Annotated in this window: 18 protein-coding genes; 8 read left to right on the top strand and 10 right to left on the bottom strand. The window is 71.2% G+C overall.

All coding sequences use genetic code 11. From position 1 onward, the window contains the following. Together cpaB and ACWEEU_RS11100 are read right to left on the bottom strand one after the other, a co-directional pair. The gene (gene cpaB, locus ACWEEU_RS11105; RefSeq protein WP_451730938.1) at positions 1 to 702 is read right to left on the bottom strand and encodes a Flp pilus assembly protein CpaB; all 702 of its coding nucleotides are present in this window, start codon (positions 700 to 702) and stop codon (positions 1 to 3) included. A 65-nt stretch (positions 703 to 767) separates the two neighbouring features. After that, the gene (locus ACWEEU_RS11100; protein ID WP_451730935.1) at positions 768 to 1,628 is read right to left on the bottom strand and encodes a hypothetical protein; all 861 of its coding nucleotides are present in this window, start codon (positions 1,626 to 1,628) and stop codon (positions 768 to 770) included. 326 nt (positions 1,629 to 1,954) lie between these two features. On the opposite strand from ACWEEU_RS11100, the gene ACWEEU_RS11095 reads away from it, so the two are divergent. Next, positions 1,955 to 3,661: a chitinase gene (locus ACWEEU_RS11095; protein WP_451731037.1), complete on the top strand. Its 1,707-nt coding sequence runs from the start codon at positions 1,955 to 1,957 to the stop codon at positions 3,659 to 3,661. Positions 3,662 to 3,755: 94 nt separating this feature from the next. On the opposite strand, the gene ACWEEU_RS11090 is transcribed toward ACWEEU_RS11095, so the two are convergent. From ACWEEU_RS11090 to ACWEEU_RS11070, 5 genes are all read right to left on the bottom strand, one after another. Beyond that, positions 3,756 to 4,313, bottom strand: coding sequence for a hypothetical protein (locus tag ACWEEU_RS11090; protein WP_451730932.1), 558 nt, complete (start codon positions 4,311 to 4,313; stop codon positions 3,756 to 3,758). 77 nt (positions 4,314 to 4,390) lie between these two features. Beyond that, complete coding sequence (locus ACWEEU_RS11085) at positions 4,391 to 5,944, bottom strand: GntP family permease (RefSeq protein WP_385741780.1); 1,554 nt, start codon at positions 5,942 to 5,944, stop codon at positions 4,391 to 4,393. 128 nt (positions 5,945 to 6,072) lie between these two features. Beyond that, entirely contained in the window at positions 6,073 to 6,483 is a 411-nt protein-coding gene (locus ACWEEU_RS11080) for a RidA family protein (protein ID WP_385741783.1), read from the bottom strand. Beyond that, positions 6,480 to 7,244, bottom strand: a complete 765-nt coding sequence (locus tag ACWEEU_RS11075) for an IclR family transcriptional regulator (RefSeq protein ID WP_385741786.1) — start codon at positions 7,242 to 7,244, stop codon at positions 6,480 to 6,482. The genes ACWEEU_RS11080 and ACWEEU_RS11075 overlap by 4 nt, the downstream gene beginning before the upstream one ends. Next, entirely contained in the window at positions 7,241 to 8,299 is a 1,059-nt protein-coding gene (locus ACWEEU_RS11070; RefSeq protein WP_451730927.1) for a sugar kinase, read from the bottom strand. The genes ACWEEU_RS11075 and ACWEEU_RS11070 overlap by 4 nt, the downstream gene beginning before the upstream one ends. Positions 8,300 to 8,477: 178 nt before the next feature. Here ACWEEU_RS11070 and ACWEEU_RS11065 point away from each other — a divergent pair, with 178 nt between their 5' ends. Both ACWEEU_RS11065 and ACWEEU_RS11060 read left to right on the top strand, forming a co-directional pair. After that, positions 8,478 to 9,755, top strand: a complete 1,278-nt coding sequence (locus ACWEEU_RS11065; RefSeq protein ID WP_451730924.1) for an amino acid deaminase — start codon at positions 8,478 to 8,480, stop codon at positions 9,753 to 9,755. Between the two features lie 12 nt (positions 9,756 to 9,767). Beyond that, positions 9,768 to 11,378, top strand: coding sequence for an N-acyl-D-amino-acid deacylase family protein (locus tag ACWEEU_RS11060; RefSeq protein WP_451730921.1), 1,611 nt, complete (start codon positions 9,768 to 9,770; stop codon positions 11,376 to 11,378). Positions 11,379 to 11,406: 28 nt separating this feature from the next. Here the strand turns inward: ACWEEU_RS11060 and ACWEEU_RS11055 are convergent, their stop codons facing one another. After that, positions 11,407 to 12,240: a trypsin-like serine peptidase gene (locus ACWEEU_RS11055; RefSeq protein ID WP_385741798.1), complete on the bottom strand. Its 834-nt coding sequence runs from the start codon at positions 12,238 to 12,240 to the stop codon at positions 11,407 to 11,409. A 395-nt stretch (positions 12,241 to 12,635) separates the two neighbouring features. Between ACWEEU_RS11055 and ACWEEU_RS11050 the strand changes: the two genes are divergently transcribed. The 3 genes from ACWEEU_RS11050 to ACWEEU_RS11040 all read left to right on the top strand — a co-directional run bounded on the left by ACWEEU_RS11050 (position 12,636) and on the right by ACWEEU_RS11040 (position 15,582). Next, the gene (locus ACWEEU_RS11050) at positions 12,636 to 14,345 is read left to right on the top strand and encodes a sodium:solute symporter family protein (RefSeq protein WP_385741801.1); all 1,710 of its coding nucleotides are present in this window, start codon (positions 12,636 to 12,638) and stop codon (positions 14,343 to 14,345) included. Between the two features lie 16 nt (positions 14,346 to 14,361). Then, positions 14,362 to 14,673: a hypothetical protein gene (locus ACWEEU_RS11045; protein ID WP_385741804.1), complete on the top strand. Its 312-nt coding sequence runs from the start codon at positions 14,362 to 14,364 to the stop codon at positions 14,671 to 14,673. Positions 14,674 to 14,751: 78 nt separating this feature from the next. Beyond that, positions 14,752 to 15,582, top strand: coding sequence for an aldo/keto reductase (locus tag ACWEEU_RS11040; protein WP_451730917.1), 831 nt, complete (start codon positions 14,752 to 14,754; stop codon positions 15,580 to 15,582). Between the two features lie 27 nt (positions 15,583 to 15,609). Here the strand turns inward: ACWEEU_RS11040 and ACWEEU_RS11035 are convergent, their stop codons facing one another. Then, positions 15,610 to 16,284 (bottom strand): hypothetical protein, encoded by a 675-nt coding sequence (locus ACWEEU_RS11035; RefSeq protein WP_451730914.1) that lies wholly within the window; start codon positions 16,282 to 16,284, stop codon positions 15,610 to 15,612. A gap of 137 nt (positions 16,285 to 16,421) precedes the next feature. Here ACWEEU_RS11035 and ACWEEU_RS11030 point away from each other — a divergent pair, with 137 nt between their 5' ends. Continuing rightward, positions 16,422 to 17,633: a pyridoxal phosphate-dependent aminotransferase gene (locus tag ACWEEU_RS11030; RefSeq protein WP_385741812.1), complete on the top strand. Its 1,212-nt coding sequence runs from the start codon at positions 16,422 to 16,424 to the stop codon at positions 17,631 to 17,633. 113 nt (positions 17,634 to 17,746) lie between these two features. After that, positions 17,747 to 18,178, top strand: coding sequence for an SCO4983 family protein (locus ACWEEU_RS11025; protein WP_385741815.1), 432 nt, complete (start codon positions 17,747 to 17,749; stop codon positions 18,176 to 18,178). 6 nt (positions 18,179 to 18,184) lie between these two features. Here ACWEEU_RS11025 and ACWEEU_RS11020 read toward each other — a convergent pair whose 3' ends face one another. Continuing rightward, positions 18,185 to 20,017: a phosphoenolpyruvate carboxykinase (GTP) gene (locus tag ACWEEU_RS11020; RefSeq protein ID WP_451730910.1), complete on the bottom strand. Its 1,833-nt coding sequence runs from the start codon at positions 20,015 to 20,017 to the stop codon at positions 18,185 to 18,187. Between the last annotated feature and the right edge of the window lie 323 nt (positions 20,018 to 20,340).

The following is a 20,340-nucleotide window of genomic DNA, read 5'->3' as shown; positions in this document are numbered from 1 at the left end:
TCACTTGTCCGTCGCGAGTTCGTAGGTGCGGTCGCGGTCGGGTATGGCGGGCTCGTCGCCGGGGGCCACCAGGGCGAGCCGGACCCGCTTGGCGAAGGACTCGGCGTAGGTGACGCGCTGGGCGTCGAGGGTGGAGAGGGCGAAGGTGATCGGAACCGCCTCGGTGGGCTGGTTCTTGTCCTGGTCCGGGTCGAGCGCCTTGATCTGTCCGACGTCGATGACACGCGCGTCCGTGACGATGATCTTCGACTGGTCGGGGTCGCCCTCCTTCCGGCCCTCGAAGGTGGCGTAGACGTTGACGCGGGCCCCGGTCGTGATCTTGCCCGCGACACCGGTCGCCGCGTCGATCATGATGGCGACCTCCTGCTGCCCGGGGCGCAGCGCGGGACGGTCCACGATCATGTCGCTCTGGAGCAGCGAGCCGGGCCGCAGCGTGGTCACCGCGATCTTGCCGCGCAGCTGCGCGAGATCGGTCACCGCGTTCTCCGACAGCCACCGCTTCGGCATCCGGATCTTCTCGAACTGCCCCGGATCGAGGGCGGTGTACGGCCGCACCGCCGACCGCACCCGATAGGCGGTCACCTCGGGACCGACCTTGGACTGCACGTCGTGGACGACGGAGAGCACGCCGGCGAACGCGCCGAGCGCGCACAGGACCGACAGGATCAGGAGTATCACGCCGCGGCGCTGACGGGAGTTCATGAACCGTGCAACCTCATTGGGGGAATCGGTCGTGCGGGATATGAGCGCGGGGGCCGGGCGGCCGGTCAGGCGGGGGCGCGCCGTTGCAGGGCGCGGGGTTCGGGCGGTCGTTCGGTGGGCGGGGTCGCCGAGCAGAAGACGCAGAGGTCGCCGATGACGTCGACGCCGCACCAGTGGCAGACGGACTGCCGCACGGAGGTGACGAGTTGGTACAGCACGGAGAGGTCGGCCAGGTAGGCGCAGAACTCGATCAGACGCCCGGTGCCCCACCAGGCGGCGGACTCGGCGGGCAGCGGCGCCTCGCGCATCCCGTGCGCACCCCAGGAGCCGACGAGCGAGGCGCTCCAGTCGGACTGGAGCTGCCCCTTGGCGAGCAGCAGCCAGGTGCCGAACTCGGGACCCTTGAGGGCGGCTCCGGGCACGGCCTTGACGAGCTGCGGCTCGGGGTGGGCGACGACCGCGAACTGAGTGCCGGGCACCCAGGACTTGGCGTGCGCCTTCAGGCCCACCGGTACCCGGTCCAGCCGGGCGACCGAGCCGAGGACGGCACCGGCGTGGACGTAGTGGGTGAGCAGCCGGCCCGCCGAGGCGAGCACCCCGGGGCTCAGGTCGCAGGAGGCGAGCTGGCGTAACTGCCTGGCCAGGACGGCGACCCCGAGCGGAGGCAGCTCGGGCACGAACACGGCGACGCGGTCGCTCTCCAGCAGCGCGCGCAGGGTGTACAGACGGCGCAGCACCGGTTGCGGGGTGGCCTGCGAGCAGACGACGACCAGGTGTCCGAACTGCTCGACGAGGGACTGCAGTTCCAGCAGCGCCTGCTCCAGCGGCCGCCGGTCGAGATCGCGCAGCACCACGGCGGGCATCGTCCGTTCGTCCTGCGCCGACAGCGCCAGGTCGGCACTGGTCACGGCAATGGCAGTTGGCACGCGCAGCTCCCCGCTCTTCGCATCACCCGCCCCACGGGTGTCACTCCCGTGGGCCGGGACGACTTCATTGCGTGACTACCTGAGCACTGTATCCACGGCTCGATCACGGGAGAACAGCGTTTGTGTAGCTCGTGGGGAACTTGCCGGGCGCAAGTCGCACCAAACCGGGACGGGTTGATCAGGTACGCGAACTCCCCCGCGTGCACGACGACTTGACAGCTGGATTGGTCTGGACCAACTTACAGTCATGGGGTGGATGTTCTTTCCCACTCCGCTCCCCCCGCGATCTCCCCCACTGGAGGCTCCAGTTGGACCTCGTATCCGTCATGCCCGGACGCGCCGGACGCGTCCGTGCCCGTACCTGGTCGGCCGCTGCCGCGCTGGCGCTCGCGGTCGCGGGTCTCGCCGCGGCACCGGCCAGCGCGGCTGACGTCAACAACGCGAAGAACGCCGGGTTCGAGTCCGGTCTGAGCGGCTGGACCTGCTCGGCGGGCAGCGGCACGACCGTCTCGTCCCCGGTGCACGGCGGCTCCGCCGCGCTCAAGGCGACCCCGGCCGGGCAGGACAACGCCCAGTGCACGCAGTCGGTCGCGGTGAAGCCGAACTCGACCTACTCGCTCAGCGGTTGGGTGCAGGGCGGCTACGCCTACCTCGGCGTCACCGGCACCGGCACCACCGACGTGTCGACCTGGACCCCGGACTCCCCGTCCTGGAAGCAGCTCACGACCAGCTTCACCACGGGCGCCTCGACCACCTCCGTGACGGTCTACACCCACGGCTGGTACGGCCAGGCGGCCTACTACGCCGACGACATCCAGGTCTACGGTCCCGACGGCGGCGGTGGCGGTGGCGGCAACCCGACGGTCCCGGCGGCGCCGGGCGGTCTCGCCGTCTCCGGCACGACCTCCTCCTCGGTCTCGCTGGCGTGGAACACCGTCTCGGGCGCGAGCAGTTACAACGTCTACCGCGACGGCTCGAAGGTGACCTCGGCGAGCGGCACCTCGGCCACGGTGTCCGGCCTGTCCGCCTCGACCTCGTACTCCTTCCAGGTCACGGCGGTGAACTCGGCGGGTGAGTCGGCGAAGTCGTCGGCGGTGACCGCGACGACGGCGTCCACCGGTGGCGGGGGCGGAGGCGGGGGCGGCGCGCTGCCCAAGCACGCCGTGACCGGCTACTGGCAGAACTTCAACAACGGCGCGCAGGTCCAGAAGCTCTCCGACGTGCCGTCGTCCTACGACATCATCGCGGTCGCCTTCGCGGACGCCACCTCCACGCCGGGCGCGGTGAGCTTCAGCCTGGACTCGGCGGGCCTGAACGGCTACACGGTCGACCAGTTCAAGGCCGACATCAAGGCCAAGCAGGCGGCCGGCAAGAAGGTGATCGTCTCGGTCGGCGGCGAGACGGGCACCGTGTCCGTCAACGACGCGACCTCGGCGGCGAACTTCGCCAACTCGGTCTACTCCCTGATGCAGACCTACGGTTTCGACGGCGTCGACATCGACCTGGAGAACGGCCTCAATCCGACGTACATGACGCAGGCGCTGCGCTCCCTGTCGTCGAAGGCGGGCTCCTCGCTCATCATCACGATGGCTCCGCAGACGATCGACATGCAGTCGACGTCGGGCTCCTACTTCCAGACGGCCCTGAACGTCAAGGACATCCTCACGGTCGTCAACATGCAGTACTACAACAGCGGTTCCATGCTCGGCTGCGACGGCAAGGTGTACAGCCAGGGCTCGGTCGACTTCCTCACCGCCCTCGCCTGCATCCAGCTCGAAGGCGGCCTCTCCCCCTCCCAGGTCGGCCTCGGCCTCCCCGCCTCCACCCGCGCCGCGGGCAGCGGCTACGTCTCCCCGACGGTGGTGAACAACGCCCTCGACTGCCTCACCCAGGGCACCTCCTGCGGCTCGTTCAAGCCCTCCCGCACCTACCCGGCCCTGCGCGGCGCGATGACCTGGTCGACGAACTGGGACGCGACGGCGGGCAACGCGTGGTCGGGCTCGGTGGGGACGCACGTCCACGCGCTGCCGTAACACCCGCTGAACGCCTGTGCGTGACGGTGCCGGGACCGGGGAAGGTCCGGGCACCGTCACGCACGTGACCGGCGTGTCGGCCGAGGTGGGTGGGTCAGGCTTCCTCGAAGTACGCGTCCAGCACCGCGTCCAGCTCCGACTCCCACTGCTTGAAGTCGGAGCGGGACTTCGCCTCGATCTCGATGGGGTACCAGCGGTGGTCGGGGGTGTGGACGGTGATGGTGAAGCGCTTGCCGAAGCGGGGGGACTCGGTTTCGACGGCGGCGATCTCGGACCAGGTGAACTCGCAGTTCTCCTCGTCGAGGGTGAGGTGGACGCCGGTGCGGTCCGCGAGTATGCGGGCGCGCCGGTCGGCCGCCTCGAAGGCCGGACCGTCGGTGGTCCCCGGGGAACCGTCGTCGGGCTCCTCCGCCGAAGCCTCGGCCTCCGGCTCGGCCGGGGCCTCAGCCTCGGCCACGGCCCCGGTGTCGGCTTCCGCCTCCGGCTCGCGCTCCGCCTTCGGCTTCCGCTCTTCCTCCGGCCCCGGGCCTCCCGCCTCCGCCGCCGGCTTCGCCGGAGGCGTCAGGCCGGGGATGAAGGCCGGGTCGAATCCGGCGCCCGTGAGGGGCTCGCCCTTCGCGGGCTTGCTGCTCGATCCTATGCGCTGGTCCACGGCGGCAGTATGGACGACTTACCTGTGCCGGAACCACCCGACGCTCCTTTCCCACCGGTAAGTCCCCAACGCGCCCGTCAGACGAACACACTCACCACCGCCGCCACCGCGAACCCCGCGACGGACAGCACCGATTCGAGCACCGTCCACGTCTTCAGGGTGTCCCGCTCGCTGATGCCGAAGTACTTGGCCACCATCCAGAAGCCGCCGTCGTTGACGTGCGAGGCGAAGATCGAGCCCGCCGAGATGGCCATGATGACCAGGGCCGCGAACGCCGCCGAGTGGTGGCCCTCCGACAGCAGCGGCGCCACGATGCCCGCCGTCGTCACGATCGCCACCGTCGCCGAGCCCTGCGCGACCCGCAGCACCAGCGAGATCAGATACGCCAGGACGATCACCGGAAGCCCCACGCCGTGGAACGTGTCCGACAGCGCCTGCGCGACCCCGCTCGCCTTCAGCACGGCGCCGAAGATCCCGCCCGCGCCGACCACGAGCAGGATGTTGCCGACCGGCTTGAGGGAGGCGGTGGAGACGTTCTCCAGGGACTTGCGGGACCAGCCGCGCCGGATGCCGAGCAGGTAGTAGGCGAGCAGCAGCGCGATGGTGAGGGCCACGAAGGGGTGGCCGAAGAACTCGATCACCGAGCGTCCGGTGGACGGGTCGAGGGCGACCGAGGAGAACGTCGCGGCGAGGATCAGCACCAGCGGGGTGCCGATGATGCCGAGCACCACGCCCAACGGGACGGGCTTCTCCTGCGGTTCGGCGGTGGAGAGCAGTACGTCGCCGTCCGCTGCCGGTGCCCCCTCACCCACGGCCTCGGCAGCGGGCGCCCCCCGCTGTCCCACGACCGCCACCCGCTCCGCGGCGACCGTCCGCCGCGCCTCCTCCGCGGCTTCCACCATGTCCTGCGGCACCGGTACGAAGATCCGCCGCCCGATCCACGCGGAGTACGCCCACGCCGCGAGCACCGCCGGGATACCGCACACGATGCCCATGAGGACGACCCAGCCGAGCTGCACGTGCAGCAGGCCCGCCGCGGCCACCGGGCCGGGGTGCGGGGGCAGGAAGGCGTGGGTCATGGAGAGGCCCGCGAGCAGGGGGAGGCAGTAGAGCAGGATCGACTTGCCGCCGCGCTTGGCGGCCGCGTAGACCAGCGGGGCCAGGACGAAGATGCCGACGTCGAAGAAGACCGGGATGCCGAAGATCAGGCCGGTCAGGCCCATGGCGAGCGGTGCCCGGCGTTCGCCGAACAGCCGCAGCAGCCGTGCGGCCAGCACCTCCGCGCCGCCGCTCACTTCGAGGATCGCGCCGAGCATGGTGCCCAGGCCGATGATGATCGCGACGTGGCCGAGGATGCCGCCCATGCCGGACTCCAGCGTGGAGACGGCGTCGGAGCGCTGGACGGTGCCGAAGAGTTCGGTGACCGAGAGGCCGGACAGCAGGCCGACGGTTATGGAGACCGCGAGCAGGGCGACGAACGGCTGGAGCCGCACCTTGATGATCAGGTAGAGCAGCAGGGCGATGCCGATTCCTGCGACGGTCAGCAGGCCGGGGGTGCCGTCGAGGAGCAGGAGCAGTCCGCCGGTGTGGGGTGGCGCTGCGGGGGCTGGTGCGGCGAGCGGAAGGGACATGGGAGGGGGTCCTCTGCGTGAGTACCGTACGTGCATCGGGCTTTCGGGCAGGGTGGAGCGCGGCACGGCACCCCGAGGGGTTGCCGTGCCGTGGTGCCTGGTGCGGGTGGTGCGAGAGGGACGCGACCTCAGCCGAGTACGGCCAGTGCGTCGATCTCGATGAGGAGCCCCGCCGGAAGCCCGACGTAGACCGTCGTGCGGGCGGCGGGCGGCTGGGTGAGCCCCTGCTCCTCGAAGTAGGTGTTGTAGATGCCGTTCATCTCGGCGAAGTGGTCCACGTCGGTGAGGTAGACGCGGATCATCATCACGTCGTCCCAGCTCGCGCCGCCCTCTTCGAGGATCGCCTTGACGTTGGCGAGGGTCTGGAGGGTCTGCTCGCGCAGGGTGGGGCCGGCGGGGGTGGGGGCCTTGCCCTCCTCGGCGGGCAGGAAGCCGACCTGGCCGGCGACCTGCAGGATGTTGCCCTTCTTGACCCCGTGGGAGAACTTCGCCGGCGGGGTCGTGTGGGTCTTGGGGGTGAGCGCGATCTTGTCGGTCATGGGGTGGGGTCCTTCACTGGGGTTCTTCCGGAGTACTCGCCGCTGATCGCGTCCGCGGTACGGCGCACCTGCGGGAGCAGGGCGAGGAGTTCGTCGGCGGTGACGACGACGTTCGGCGCGGAGACCGACATCGCGGCGACCACCCGCCCGTCGGCGCCGCGGATCGGGGCCGCGACGCAGTTGATGGACTCCTCGTGGCCGCCGAGGTCGGTGGCCCAGCCCTGTTCGCGCACCTTCTCCAACTCGCGCAGGAAGGCTGCCGCGTTGGGGGTGGAACGGGCCGTGTAGAGGGGGTAGTCGAGCCGTTCCGCGAGGGCGCGGCGCTCGGGTTCGGGCAGGTCGGCCAGGAGCAGCTTGGCGACGGCCGCGACGGTGATGGCGACGGGCTTGCCGACGCGCGAGTACATCCGCACCGGGTAGCGGCTGTCGACCTTGTCGATGTAGAGCACCTCGTTCTCCTCGTGGACGGCGAGGTGCACGGTGTGGCCGACGTCCTCGTTGAGGCGTACGAGGTGGGGGTGGGCGATCTCGCGGACGTCGAGGCTCTCCATCGCCTCCTGGGCGAGGGCGAAGAGGCGGGCACCGAGCCGGTAGCGCTGGTCGGACTGGCGGTAGACCAGGCCGTGTTCGTGCAGGGTGCGCAGCAGGCGCAGCGCGGTGGACTTGTGCACGCCGAGCCGGTCGGCGACCTGGCCGAGGTCGGCGGGGCCCTCCGCGAGCAGCGGAAGGATGCTCAGGGCGCGGTCGACGGTCTGGCTCATGGGGTGTTCGTCTCCTCGGTGACCTGGCCGGTTCCGGTCCAGTGGGGGCCGAGTCGCAGTGTCCCCCATGCCTGGTCGTCGAGGGCGGCCAGGCGGTCGGCGTGGTCGCGGGCGGGCGGCGCCGCGAGGTCGCCGGGGACGGTGAGGGCGGCGGCGGCCGTGAGGTGGCCGTGGCGCAGCCGGTCGCGTGCGGGCAGGCCGCGCAGGGTGGCGGAGAGGAAGCCGGCGGCGAAGGCGTCGCCGGCGCCGACGGTCGCGACCACGTCGACGGTGAGGGCGGGGACGTGCACCGTGCGCTCACCGGCGTCGGTGCGCTCGTACACGGTGGCCCCGCTCGGGCCCTCCTTGACGACCAGGACCCGGGGTTCGGGCAGCAGCCGCCGTACGGCGTCGGCGCCGCCCCGGGTGTGCCAGGCGTCCTCCGCCTCGTCCACGCCGACGAAGACGAGGTCGGCGCCCTGGGCCAGTTCCAGCAGCACCGAGGCGTCGGAGGTGTCCCGCCACAGCGCGGGCCGGAAGTTCACGTCGAAGGAGACCAGTGGCCGCCCCGGTCGGGGGGAGGTGAGCGCGCGCATCAGCTCCAGGCACCCGGCGGACAGCGCGGCCGTGATCCCGGACAGGTGGAGCACCCGCCCGGCGTCCACCGCCGCGAGGTCCACGGTGTCGACGGACATCGCGGAGGCGGCCGATCCGGTCCGGTAGTAGGCGACTTCGTGGGCGTCGGTGGCGCGGTCGGCGGCGGTGCGGAAGTAGATGCCGGTGGGACGGCCGGGGTCCACGCGGACGGCGCTCGTGTCGACGCCGTGGGAGGCGATCCGCTCCACCAGGTGCCGGCCGAAGCCGTCGGCGCCGACCCGGCCGACCCAGCGGGCGGAGTGCCCGGCGGCGGCGAGGGTGCAGACGACGTTGGACTCGGCGCCGCCGATGCCGCGTGCGAAGGCGGGTACGTCGGCGAGGCGTCCTGGACGGGTGGGCAGGAAGGTGACCATGGACTCGCCGAGGGCGACGACGTCCACGGCGTCGGGGGCGGCGCTCGGTTGTCCGTCGGCGGTCACGATGGTCTCGGCTCCTCGTCCATGGGTCCGTGGTCCCGGGGGTCCGGACATCGGGGTCCCCGGGGGTTCCGGGGAGACGGCTTCGTTGACCCCGTGTTGGCCGAGATGTTAGACAGCAGTCAGCGACATACGCAATGGACGTTGCATACATTGCAACGATGCAGATCAGGAGGCTTCCATGGCCCGTGAGACCGGCACCGACGCGCTGTCCCGGCTCGCCGGGGAACGGGTCGACCACCGCTTCAAGGGCCTCCCGCCGGACGCCGCCGGACTAACCGTCGGCGAGCTGACCGACCAGCGGCGCAACCTCTTCTCCGACGGGTTCCCCACTCCCGTGCTCGCGCTGTCCGCCGAGCGCCTGGAGCACAATCTCGCGTTGATGGAGGCGTACACCGAGCGCCACGGGCTCGCCTTCGCCCCGCACGGCAAGACCTCGATGGCTCCGCAGCTCTTCGCACGTCAGGTGGAGCGCGGCGCCTGGGGCATCACGGTCGCCGTGCCCCACCAGGTCTGGGTGGCGCGGGAGTTCGGCATCGAGCGGATCTTCCTGGCCAACGAGCTGGTGGACCCGGCCGCGCTGCGCCGCGTCGCCGCCGAGCTGGCGGCCGACCCCGCCTTCCGCTTCGTCTGCTACGTCGACTCCGTGCGCGGGGTCGAGCTGATGGACGCGGCTCTCGCGGGCGCCGCCCGTCCGGTGGACGTGGTGGTGGAGCTGGCCGCGGGCGAGGGCGCCCGGACCGGCGTGCGCACCGAGGCGGAGTGCGCGGCCGTCGCCGCCGCCGTGGCGGCGACGAGCACCCTGCGCCTGGTCGGGGTCGCGGGCTACGAGGGCGAGGTGCCCAAGGCCGACCCGGAGCGCGTGGCCGCCTATCTGCACCGGCTCACCGCGCTCGCCGCCGCCCTGGACGCGGAGGGCCGCTTCGCACAGGCCGACGAGATCGTGGTGAGCGCGGGCGGCAGCGCCTGGTTCGACGCGGTGGCGGAGGTGTTCGCGGCGATCCCCGAACTATCGCGCCCGGTGGTGAAGTTGCTTCGCTCGGGTGCCTACCTCTCGCACGACGACGGGCACTACCGCAGGATCACCCCCTTCAACCGGGTGCCCGAGGAGGGTGCCCTGGAGCCCGCCTTCCGGCTGTGGGCGCAGGTGGTCTCCCGCCCCGAGCCCGGGCAGGCGTTCGCCAACGCGGGCAAGCGGGATGCGGCGTACGACCTCGACCTGCCCGAGGCCCAGGTGGTGCGCCGGGACGGGGCGGAGCGGCCGGCCACCGGGGTCGAGGTGAGCGCCCTGTCGGACCAGCACATGTGGCTGCGCACCACACCTGAGGCCGATGTCATGGTGGGCGACTGGATCGGCTTCGGGCTGTCCCACCCGTGCACGTCCTTCGACAAGTGGCCGCTGATCCCCGTGGCGGAGGCGGACGGCACGGTCGTGGAATACATCCGCACGTTCTTCTAGGAGGCCGGGGCCGTGGACCAACTCGTCATCCGAAACGCCGATGTGGTGGACGGCAGCGGTGCGCCCTCCTACCGCGCCGATGTGGTGATCCATCAAGGCCGGATCGTCCGGATCGTCAAGGAGGCCGCGGCCTCGGGCTGCCAGCGCCCCCGAGCCATGCGCGAGCTGGACGCCGAGGGACTGGTCCTCTCCCCCGGCTTCATCGACATGCACGCCCACTCCGATCTGGCCCTGCTGCGCGACCCCGACCACAGCGCCAAGGCCGCGCAGGGCGTCACGCTCGAAGTCCTGGGCCAGGACGGGCTGTCGTACGCCCCGGTGGACGACCGCACCCTTGAGGAGGTGCGCCGGGCCATCACCGGGTGGAACGGCCACGGCGACGACCTCGACATGGACTGGCGCTCGGTCGGCGAGTACCTGGACCGGCTGGACGGGGGCATCGCGGTCAACGCCGCCTATCTGATCCCGCAGGGCACCGTCCGCGCGCTGGTCGTCGGCTGGGAGGACCGCCCGGCGACCCCGGCCGAGCTGGAACGGATGCGCCGGCTGGTCGCGGAGGGGCTGGAACAGGGCGCCGTCGGCCTGTCCTCGGGGCTCACCTACACCCCCGGCATGTACGCCGAGAACGCCGAACTCACCGAACTGTGCCGGGTGGTGGCCTCCTACGGCGGCTACTACTGCCCGCACCACCGCTCCTACGGCGCGGGCGCCCTGGAGGCGTACGCCGAGATGGTGGCGCTCACCCGGCAGGCGGGCTGCCCGCTCCATCTCGCCCACGCCACCATGAACTTCGGCGTGAACAAGGGTCGCGCGTCCGAGCTGCTGGCCCTGCTGGACGACGCGCTCGACGCGGGCGCCGACATCACCCTGGACACCTATCCCTACACCCCCGGCTCCACCACCCTCGCCGCCCTGCTGCCCAGCTGGGCGAGCGAGGGCGGCCCGGCGGGCGTCCTGGCCCGCCTCACCGACCCGGCGACGGCCGCACGTGTCCGGCACGACCTGGAGATCACCGGCGCGGACGGCTGCCACGGGGTGCCGGTGGAGTGGGAGACGATCGAGATTTCGGGGGTGAGCGACCCGGCACTCGCACATCATGTCGGGCGGACGGTAAGGGAGTTGGCGGACGAGCACGGCGAGGAACCGTGGACCGTCGCCCACCGGCTGCTGGTCGGGGACCGGCTCGGCACCACGATCCTCCAGCACGTCGGCCACGAGGAGAACGTCCGCGCGATCATGCGGCACCGCGCCCACACCGGCGGCTCGGACGGCATTCTCCAGGGCGCCAAGCCCCACCCGCGCGCCTACGGCACCTTCCCCCGCTATCTCGGCCACTACGCACGGGAGTTGGGCGTGCTGAGCCTGGAGGAGTGCGTCGCCCATCTCACCGCGCGGCCCGCGGCCCGGCTGCGGCTGCCGGACCGGGGCCTGGTGCGCGAGGGCTACCGCGCCGACCTGGTGCTGTTCGACCCGCGGACGGTCGGCGCGGGCTCCACGTTCGCGCGGCCGCGCGCCCTGCCGACGGGGATTCCGTACGTCCTGGTCGACGGCCGGTTCGTCATCGAGGACGGGCGGCGCACAGACGTACTGGCGGGCCGGGCGGTACGGCGCACTCCGGTGTGACCGCCCGGACCCCGCGCAGCGGCGGCACCTACGGCTTGGGCAGGACGCACCCGGCCGCGGCGAGGTTCAGCTTGTTGCCCGTCGTGAAGCAGGCCGGGATCTGGTAGGTCTCCTCGGCGTAGTTGATGCCCTTGCGGACGGTGACCGTGCCGTTCTCGTCCACCTCGCAGGGGTTGTTCTCGGTGCAGCGACCGCCGTCCTCGTTGCCGGTGTTGTTGACCGCGACGACCTTGCCGGTGGCGGTGTCGATCACGGGCGAACCGGAGGTGCCGCCGATGGTGTCGCAGGCGGCGGTGTAGCGCAGCGAGTCCTTCCAGGTCCAGTCGCCCTCCTTGAGCCGGTAGACGAACCCGTCGGCGTTGCAGCTGTAGGTCCGCTTCCAGTAGCCGGAGACGACCTTGACGGCGCTGCCGGCCACCGGGTGGGCGTCGTTCAGGGTGAGGGCGTTGATGCCGTAGGAGCTCTTGATGGCCGCGTAGGTGGTGGTCAGCCGGTAGAGGGTGACGTCTGTGTCGGTCATCGTCGAGTAGACGACCTGGTTGGCGCGGAGCGTGGCGACCTTGGTCCCGGCGGAGTTGAGCAGCCCGAAGGTGCGGCTGGAGGACTGGCCGGTGATGACCTCGCCGGGCTCGGGGAAGCCGGTCTCCAGGCAGTGCCCGTTGGTGAGCACGAGCGCGGGGTCCGCGTCGGCGGAACCGGGCAGCCGGACGACGGAGCCGGAGCAGTTGCTGAGCGAGACCGTCCCGGCGAAGTCGACGGTCACCGCCTTGGCCTGGGGCGCGGTCTGGGAAGCGGCCGCCGGAACCGTGCCGAGCCCGGCGAGTGCCAGGGCGGACAGCGCGGCCAGGAGAGGCTTGTTCATGTGGGGGTCCTCTCTGCGGAGCGGACGGCCGGAGATCTTCCGGCCGTCCGTCTTGTCATGCGCATTGTTATTGGGCGCACGGGAGAGGACAAGAAGGCGTCCGTTCACATCCGCCCCGGCGCGGACCGCCAGGGATTTGGTGAGGACTCTTTCCCAAACCCTTGCGACCCCCCGCCCCCGCTGTTACGTTGACGCGCAATTCTTTGGTTAGGAGTCCTTCCTAACCAACAAACGCCAGGTCGGAAGGCAGGTCGACAGACCTCCCGGCCCACCGGCGCCCCGGACAGCAGGGACTACCAACATGATCGAAGCCGTGCCGGACCCGGCAGCGTCGCCGGGCCCCGTCGGACCGCCGCCGAGCGGAGCGACGGCCGCGCAGCCGGAAGGAGCGTGCGGTGTACGCACTCGCTGAGGCCGATCTGCGGCTGAACGCACAGCCCGTCGACTACGCCCTGATCGCCGTGTACTTCACCTTCGTGCTGGGCATCGGCGTGCTCGCCCGCCGGAAGGTCGCGTCCAGCCTGGACTTCTTCCTCTCCGGCCGCTCCATGCCGGCGTGGGTCACCGGACTCGCCTTCATCTCCGCCAACCTCGCGGCGGTCGAGATCCTGGGCATGACGGCGGACGGCGCGCAGTACGGCCTGCCGTCGGTGCACTACTACTGGATCGGCGCCATCCCGGCCATGGTCTTCCTCGGCCTGGTGATGATGCCGTTCTACTACGGCTCCAAGGTCCGCAGCGTCCCGGAGTTCCTGCTGCGCCGCTTCGGCCGCTTCGCCCACCTGGTCAACTCGGCGAGCTTCGCGCTCGCCCAGGTGCTGATCGCGGGGGTGAACCTCTACGCACTGTCCACGGTGGTCAACCTGATGCTCGGCTGGCCGACCTGGCTGTCGATCCTCGCCGCGGGCGTCATCGTCCTCGTCTACACCCTGCTCGGCGGACTGTCGGCGGCGATCTACAACGAGGTCATGCAGTTCTTCGTCATCCTGGCGCTGCTGCTCCCGCTCACCTTCGTCGGGCTGCACCGGGTCGGCGGCTGGAGCGGACTGGTCGGCAAGATCGAGCACGGCAACGCCGACTCGGCGCTGCAACTGCACTCCTGGCCCGGCACCAACCTGACCGGCATCGGCAGCTCCACGCTCTCCGTGCTCGGCATCGTCCTCGGCCTCGGCTTCGTGCTGTCCTTCGGCTACTGGACGACCAACTTCACCGAGGTGCAGCGCGCGCTGTCGGCCAAGAGCATGTCGGCCGCCCGCCGCACCCCGCTGATCGGCGCCTACCCCAAGACCCTGCTCATCCTGCTGATCATGATCCCCGGCATGGTCGCCGCGGTGCTCTCGCCCCAGTTGGCCGCGCTCAAGGCGGCCAACGCGGCGGACCCCTCGGTGCAGAGCCTGGGCGGGGTGTCCTTCAACAACTCCATCGAACTGCTGATGCGCGACCTGCTGCCCAACGGAATGCTCGGCGTCGCCATCGCGGGACTGCTCGCCGCCTTCATGGCGGGCATGGCCGCCAACGTCAGCTCCTTCAACACCGTCGTCACCTACGACATCTGGCAGACGTACGTGAAGAAGGACCGCCCCGACGCGTACTACCTGCGCGCGGGCCGCGTGCTCACGGTGGTCGGCTGTGTGGTGGCGATCGGGACCGCGTTCATCGCCGGGAACTTCGGCAACATCATGGACTACCTCCAGACGCTCTTCGGCTTCTTCAACGCGCCGCTGTTCGCCACCTTCCTGCTGGGCATGTTCTGGAAGCGCATGACCCCGGTGGCCGGCGGCGTCGGGCTCATCGCGGGCACCACCTCCGCGGTCACCATCGACCTGCTCAACCGCACCGGCGTGCTGCACGTCTCCGGACAGGGCGCCAGCTTCCTCGGGGCGATCGCGGCCTTCACGGTCGACATCCTGCTGAGCGTCGCCGTCTCCCTGGTGACCAAGCCCAAGAGCGACTCCGAACTGGTCGGCCTGGTCTGGTCGTTGACCCCGCGCGACAGCCGCGTCCACGAGACGAGCGGAGAGGACGCCGGCTGGTACCGCAGGCCCGGTGTGCTCGCCGTCGGAGTGCTCGCCCTCGCCACCGCCCTGAACATCGCCTTCTGGTGAGAGACGGAGACCCCCGATGCCCGAGAACGACCCCCGCCGGACCCCGCCCCTGAGGGGACTGCACCTCCTGTTCGACCTGCGCAGCATCATCGCGGCCCTGTTCGGGATCTACGGAACCGTGCTCACCGTGCTGGGCGCGCCCGGCGCGAGCGCGGCGGACCTGCGCAAGACCGGAGGCTGGAACGTCAACCTCTGGTGCGGCCTCGCGATGCTCGCCTTCGCCGCCTCCTTCGCCGCGTGGACGCTGCTGCGGCCCCTGCGCGAGCCCGTGGAGGAAGCTGTACGGGACACCCCCGAGACCGCTCCCGCACCCGCACCCGCTGCCTGACCCCGCGTCACGTCCGCCCGGCGCCCGCCCCCGGGGCGCCGGGCGGATGTGTCACCCGACACCAGCCCGAGGAACCCCATGACCACAGTCCCCACCCGCGTCCTCTCCGACGGCGTGTCGATCCCCGTCGTCGGATTCGGCACCTATCCGCTCCAGGGCGCCGAGGCCGAGGCGGCCGTACGCGACGCCTTCGAGGCGGGCTACCGCCTGATCGACACCGCCGCCAGCTACGGCAACGAGGCCGCCGTCGGCCGGGCGATCGCGACCGGCGGGCTGCCCCGCGAGGAGGTGTTCCTCACCAGCAAGGTGCGCGGAAGCGCCCACGGGTACGACGAGACCCGCCGGGCGTTCGCCGAGTCCGCCGGGCGGCTCGGCGTGGACCACCTCGACCTCTACCTCATCCACTGGCCACTGCCCCGCCTGGACAAGTACGTCGACTCCTGGCGCGCGCTGATCGACCTCCGCGCGGAGGGCCTGGTGCGCTCCATCGGGGTCAGCAACTTCACCGAACGGCACCTCGACCGGCTGCACGAGGAGACCGGTGTGCTGCCCTCGGTCAACCAGATCGAGATGCACCCCCGTTTCCCCCAGCACGAGCTGCGCGCCGCCCATGCGGCCCGGGGCATCGCCACCCAGAGCTGGAGTCCGCTCGGCCGGGGCAGCGAACTCCTCGCCGAGCCCGCCGTCGCGGCCGCGGCCGACCGGCACGGGGTGACCCCGGCCCAGGTGGTCCTGCGGTGGCACCTGCACCTCGACGCGCTGCCGATCCCCAAGTCCGGTTCGGCGCACCGCCGTCGGACCAACCTCGACCTCTTCGGGTTCACACTGACCGAGGAGGAGATCGCCGCGCTCTCCGCCCTGGAGCGGGGCCGTACCGGTGGCGATCCGGAGACCCACGAGGAGTTCTGAGGAGGACCGGCGGGCGCCGGCGCCCCGTCACCAGTGGTGCCGGTGCCGCCCTCCGCCGCCGTGGGTGGGCCAGCCGAAGGAGCCGGTCGGACTCGGCAGTGCCGTCGAGGCGGTGGGCGCGGCCGTCGGCGACGCCTTCTCGGGGGACGCGCTCGCGGACGTGTGCGAGGCGGCGGAAGACGGCGCCGCCACCGGCGTGGTGGCGCGCAGCGGGATGAGCGAGGACGGCGCGGTGGTGGGAGTGTTGACGGACGCCGAGGACTGCGGTTCGACCGCGTCCGGCAGCCCGGTGGACACCTCGGACACGCCGGGGGTGGCCCGGTCGGAGGTCGCCGGACGGTCGCCCCCGGAGGAGGACGCCACCAGCCCCGCGATCGCGGCGGCGGCCCCGACCGTGCCGACCACGGCACCGGCCACCGCCACCCGGCGGCGCCCGCCGTCGCGCCGTCGCCGCGCGGCCGCACGGGAGCCCTCCGGCGCGGGCGGGGCGGGCGGCGGCTCCACGAGGGGTGCGATGACCGGGAGTTCACGGGTCGCGTCGTAGGCCTTCTGCCAGCCGTGGGCGGCGGCCGGGTCGGCGTAGCCGTCGTACGAGGGGGCCTCGGCGGGCTGCGGCCGGTACACGACGGGCGGGACCGGGGCCGCGCCGTCCGCCTCGTGCGCGTCGTACGCCCCCGCCTCGTACTCGCGTTCGCTAGACATGATCGCGAATTCTAGAGACGTACGGGGCCCGCGGCACACCCCCGGGGCAGACCTCGGCGAAACCCCCGCAAACCCGACGCGACCCACGTGGTGCAAAACACGACGCAGCGCCCGGCCACGGGCCGTAAGCTCGCGTCATGCAGGTGATCCAGTCGACCAAGCTCGCCAACGTCTGTTACGAGATCCGGGGCCCGGTGCTCGAGGAGGCGATGCGACTTGAGGCGGCCGGTCACCGCATCCTGAAGCTCAACACCGGCAACCCGGCCGCCTTCGGCTTCGAGTGCCCCCCGGAGATCCTGGAGGACGTCCTCCGCAACGTCTCCACGGCCCACGGGTACGGCGACGCCAAGGGGCTGCTCGCCGCCCGCCGCGCGGTGGTGATGCACAACCAGACCCTGGGCATCGAGACCGACGTGGAGCACGTCTTCATCGGCAACGGCGTCTCCGAGCTCATCGTGATGGCCATGCAGGCGCTGCTCGACGACGGCGACGAGGTGCTCGTCCCCGCCCCGGACTACCCCCTGTGGACGGCGGCCGTCTCCCTGTCCGGCGGCACCGCCGTGCACTACCGCTGCGACGAGCAGTCCGACTGGATGCCCGACCTCGCCGACATCGAGCGCAAGATCACCGACCGCACCAAGGCGCTGGTGGTCATCAACCCGAACAACCCCACGGGCGCGGTCTACGACGAGGCGATGCTCCGGGGCCTGACCGACATCGCCCGGCGGCACAACCTACTGGTCTGCTCCGACGAGATCTACGACAAGATCCTCTACGACGACGCCACCCACACCCCCACCGCCAAGATCGCCCCCGATCTGCTCACCCTCACCTTCAACGGCATGTCGAAGGCGTACCGGGTGGCCGGCTACCGCGTCGGCTGGATGTCGGTCTCGGGTCCTCGCGCCCACGCCGCGTCCTACATAGAGGGACTGACGATCCTGGCGAACATGCGGCTGTGCGCCAACATGCCGGGCCAGCACGGGGTCGCCGCCGCGCTCAGCGGCCGCCAGTCGATCAACGACCTGGTGCTGCCGGGCGGGCGGCTGAAGGAACAGATGGACACGGCGTACGAGCTGCTGACGCGGATTCCCGGCGTGAGCTGCGTGCGGCCGAAGGGCGCCCTCTACCTCTTCCCGCGCCTCGACCCCAAGGTCTTCAAGATCAAAGACGACCGGCAGATGGTCCTCGACCTGCTGCGCGAGGAGAAGATCATGGTCGTCCAGGGCACCGGCTTCAACTGGCCCGAGCCCGACCACTTCCGGGTCGTGACGCTGCCGAACGTGGCGGATCTGACGGACGCGGTGACCCGGATCGGGACCTTCCTGGACGGCTACGGACAGCCGTAGACACGCGGAGGCGGGACCGGGCGTGACAGCCGGGCCGCCGTCCGTGACTCGACTCAACTTTAGACTGAATCCAAGCTAGGATGGTTTCCTGTCAGCGCAGAGGAGGCCGTCCCATGTACGAAGCGATCCGCACGAAGTCGGTCCACAGCACCCCGGCGGCCTCGGACTTCCCGCACCGCTCGCGCGAGGAGGAGCTGGACATCCAGCTCGCCGGACACCTCGCCGCGCTGCTCGCCGTCACGGACGAGCTGCGCGGGACGATCCCGGACGCCGAGCTGGACGCGGCCGCCGACCGCCTCGCCGAGCAGGTGGCCCGGCTGCGCGGCGGCAGGACCCCGGTGCGGGCGGTTCCGGCGGTCTCGGGCGACGCCGCGCGGCTGCACCGCCGGGCACACACGCTCGCCGGGCGCGCCCTGGTCGTCGCCGCCTCCCGTGCGGACACGGCCGCCGCGATCCTCGCCGCCGAGCGGATGGACGCGCACTCCCCCGAGCGCTGCGAGCAGCAGGGGCCGGCCGCGCCGAGGCAGCTCAGCGCGGCCCGCTGATCCCGCTCAGCCCAGGCGCCGCACCAGCGCGCGGTACTGGTCCCACAGCTCCCTCGGGGTGTGGTCCCCGAAGGTGTTCAGGTGGTCGGGGACGAGCGCGGCCTCCTCGCGCCAGATGTCCCGGTCCACCGTGAGCAGCAGATCCAGCTCGGCGTCGGACAGGGCGAGCCCGTCGGTGTCCAGGGAGTCGCGGGTCGGCAGCACGCCGATCGGGGTCTCGACGCCCTCGGCGCGGCCGTCGAGCCGGTCCACGATCCACTTCAGGACGCGGCTGTTCTCACCGAAGCCGGGCCACACGAACCGGCCCTCGCCGTCCTTGCGGAACCAGTTGACGTAGTAGATCCGGGGCAGCTTCGCCGGGTCCTTGTCCTTGGCCACGTCGATCCAGTGGGCCATGTAGTCGCCCATGTTGTAGCCGCAGAACGGCAGCATCGCGAAGGGGTCGCGGCGCAGTTCGCCCACCTTGCCCTCGGCGGCGGCGGTCTTCTCGCTGGCCACGTTGGCGCCGAGGAAGACCCCGTGGTCCCAGTCGAAGGACTCGGTCACCAGCGGTACGGCGGTGGCGCGACGGCCGCCGAAGAGGATGGCCGAGATCGGCACGCCCCTCGGGTCCTCCCACTCGGGCGCGATGATCGGGCACTGGTCGGCGGGCACCGTGAAGCGGGCGTTGGGGTGGGCCGCGGGGGTCTGCGACTGCGGCGTCCAGTCGTTGCCCTTCCAGTCGGTGAGGTGCGCGGGCGGCTCCTCGGTCATGCCCTCCCACCACACGTCACCGTCGTCGGTGAGGGCGACGTTGGTGAAGACCGCGTTGCCCCACAGGGTCTTCATCGCGTTGGCGTTGGTGTGCTCGCCGGTGCCGGGCGCGACGCCGAAGAAGCCGGCCTCGGGGTTGATCGCGTAGAGGCGGCCGTCCTCGCCGAAGCGCATCCACGCGATGTCGTCACCGATGGTCTCCACGCTCCAGCCGGAGACGGTCGGCTCCAGCATGGCGAGGTTGGTCTTGCCGCAGGCGGAGGGGAAGGCGGCGGCGACGTACCTGGGCTCCCCGTGCGGGGGCGTGAGCTTGAGGATGAGCATGTGCTCGGCCAGCCAGCCCTCGTCGCGGGCCATGACGGAGGCGATGCGCAGGGCGTAGCACTTCTTGCCGAGCAGGGCGTTGCCGCCGTAGCCGGAGCCGTAGGACCAGATCTCGCGGGTCTCGGGGAAGTGCGAGATGTACTTGGTCTGGTTGCACGGCCAGGGGACGTCCTCCTGGCCCTCCTCCAGCGGGGCGCCCAGGGAGTGGACGGCCTTCACGAAGTCGCGGTCCTCGCCCAGCTCGTCGAGGACGGCGCTGCCCATGCGGGTCATCGTGCGCATCGAGACGACGACGTACGGCGAGTCCGTGATCTCCACGCCCAGCGCGGAGAGCGGGGAGCCGAGCGGTCCCATGCAGAAGGGGACGACGTACATCGTGCGGCCGCGCATCGAGCCGCGGAACAGACCGCCCTCTCCGCCGCCGCCCCGGAAGATCTCCCGCATGTCGGAGGGGGACTTCCAGTGGTTGGTGGGACCGGCGTCCTCCTCCTTCTCGGAGCAGATGAAGGTCCGGTCCTCGACCCGGGCGACGTCGGTCGGGTCGGAGGCGGCGTGGTAGGAGTGCGGGCGCTTCACGGGGTCCAGCTCGGTGAAGGTGCCCTTGTCGACCAGCTCACGACACAGGCGCTCGTACTCGGCCTCGGAGCCGTCACACCAGACCACGTTGTCCGGCTGCGTCAGTTCGGCGATCTCGTTGACCCACGAGATCAGTTCCTGATGGGTGGTGGGGATGACGGTGGGAGCCGCGTTGTCGCGCGCCACGATCGCTCCTAGGTGAGGGTTTCCGTGACCCCGGTGGGGGTCCTCTGCTTCCGCCGGCCCCGGCGGGGGAGCGTCGCGCGCCCCCGGGGGCCGCGGCACGGATGCCGAGCGGCGTCCCGGTCAGGTGGCCGCTCATCCGGTGCCGATCGCACTCATTTGATCATCCGACGGGAGCGCCCATCTGTCCATAGGGCATCACAGGTGAGCGGAGTGAGCACCGCCACGCGGTCCGTGTTCCCGCTGGACAACCGGGGCGCGCTTTACCTTCACATGACATCCCCCTGGCGCATTCTTTGCGCGCCGGGTCGTCGCCCGGCGTGAGA

It is taken from the genome of Streptomyces sp. NPDC005004 (assembly GCF_053600675.1).
The sequence above is the reverse complement of the archived record's forward strand: the minus strand, read 5'-3'. Positions and strand labels throughout refer to the sequence as shown.

Excerpts from the sequence above, each read along its gene's own strand:
- ACWEEU_RS11030 (WP_385741812.1), top strand. The coding sequence starts at position 16,422 with ATGCAGGTGATCCAGTCGACCAAGCTCGCCAACGTCTGTTACGAGATC.
- ACWEEU_RS11055 (WP_385741798.1), bottom strand. The coding sequence starts at position 12,240 with ATGAACAAGCCTCTCCTGGCCGCGCTGTCCGCCCTGGCACTCGCCGGG.
- ACWEEU_RS11075 (WP_385741786.1), bottom strand. The coding sequence starts at position 7,244 with ATGAGCCAGACCGTCGACCGCGCCCTGAGCATCCTTCCGCTGCTCGCG.
- ACWEEU_RS11080 (WP_385741783.1), bottom strand. The coding sequence starts at position 6,483 with ATGACCGACAAGATCGCGCTCACCCCCAAGACCCACACGACCCCGCCG.
- ACWEEU_RS11095 (WP_451731037.1), top strand. The coding sequence starts at position 1,955 with ATGCCCGGACGCGCCGGACGCGTCCGTGCCCGTACCTGGTCGGCCGCT.
- ACWEEU_RS11065 (WP_451730924.1), top strand. The coding sequence starts at position 8,478 with ATGGCCCGTGAGACCGGCACCGACGCGCTGTCCCGGCTCGCCGGGGAA.
- ACWEEU_RS11045 (WP_385741804.1), top strand. The coding sequence starts at position 14,362 with ATGCCCGAGAACGACCCCCGCCGGACCCCGCCCCTGAGGGGACTGCAC.
- ACWEEU_RS11035 (WP_451730914.1), bottom strand. The coding sequence starts at position 16,284 with ATGTCTAGCGAACGCGAGTACGAGGCGGGGGCGTACGACGCGCACGAG.
- ACWEEU_RS11025 (WP_385741815.1), top strand. The coding sequence starts at position 17,747 with ATGTACGAAGCGATCCGCACGAAGTCGGTCCACAGCACCCCGGCGGCC.
- ACWEEU_RS11085 (WP_385741780.1), bottom strand. The coding sequence starts at position 5,944 with ATGTCCCTTCCGCTCGCCGCACCAGCCCCCGCAGCGCCACCCCACACC.
- ACWEEU_RS11040 (WP_451730917.1), top strand. The coding sequence starts at position 14,752 with ATGACCACAGTCCCCACCCGCGTCCTCTCCGACGGCGTGTCGATCCCC.
- cpaB (WP_451730938.1), bottom strand. The coding sequence starts at position 702 with ATGAACTCCCGTCAGCGCCGCGGCGTGATACTCCTGATCCTGTCGGTC.